At 48.0% G+C, this 965-nt stretch carries 1 protein-coding gene; it reads left to right on the forward strand.

Annotated elements, in window-relative coordinates:
• Window positions 1–162: 162 nt before the first annotated feature.
• The coding region (locus tag H8S52_RS19705; protein WP_186910412.1) for a phage integrase SAM-like domain and Arm DNA-binding domain-containing protein at window positions 163–965 on the forward strand (803 nt) is incomplete at its 3' end.

The raw sequence follows: 965 nt of genomic DNA on the forward strand, positions 1-965 counted from the left end.
AAACGCAAAGAAAAGCGGATTTAAGAAGAAGAATGGTTTGCAAATCATTACCCGTGAAAGAGTAAGATTTAACATATGAGAGATGCTATTGCACCGTTTGTCACCGATTTGCGTATCAAGGTCTAACTCGTTGATATTTAACTTTGCAAACAAAAAACGAGTATGGCAAGAAGTACATTCAAAGTGCTGTTCTACGTGAACGGCAGCAAGGAGAAAGACGGTATTGTCCCCATCATGGGACGAGTGACAATCAACGGTACTGTGGCGCAGTTCAGTTGCAAGCAGACCATCCCGAAAATCCTCTGGGATGCGAAAGGCAACCGAGCCAAAGGCAAGAGTGCCGAAGCACGGAACATCAATCAGGCTTTGGATAACATCAAGGCGCAAATCATCAAGCACTATCAGCGCATATCCGACCGAGAGGCATACGTAACGGCTGAAATGGTGCGCAATGCCTACCAAGGGGTAGGAAGCGAGTATGAGACACTGATAAAGGCTTTTGACAAGGATTGCGCCAGCTTCCTGAAACGTGTCGGCAAAGACCGCAGCATCGGCACATACAAGGTCATGGTAAGGGCAAGAAATTATGTCGCAGCCTTTATCAAGTCGTTCTACAGGCGGACGGATATGTCCATGCTGGAACTTACGCCCGACTTCATCAAGGAGTTTGCGGCTTATCTTACAGCTGAACGGGGACTGAAAAACGCCACCATCTGGCTGAACTGCATGTGGCTGAAAGGCGTGGTCATGCGTGCGCACTATAACGGACTGATACCGAGAAATCCGTTTGCGCAGTTCCATATCAGCCCGAATGTTAAGGAACGGGAATATCTGACAGAGGACGAAATCAAAAGAATCATGGCGCACGAGTTTGACAACCCCACCCTCGCATTGGTGCGAGACCTGTTCATTTTCGCCTGCTTCACCGCCTTGTCTTTCGTGGATATGAAAGAACTCACAACGGA

This window comes from Bacteroides sp. NSJ-48, assembly GCF_014287405.1.
GTDB lineage: Bacteria > Bacteroidota > Bacteroidia > Bacteroidales > Bacteroidaceae > Bacteroides > Bacteroides stercoris.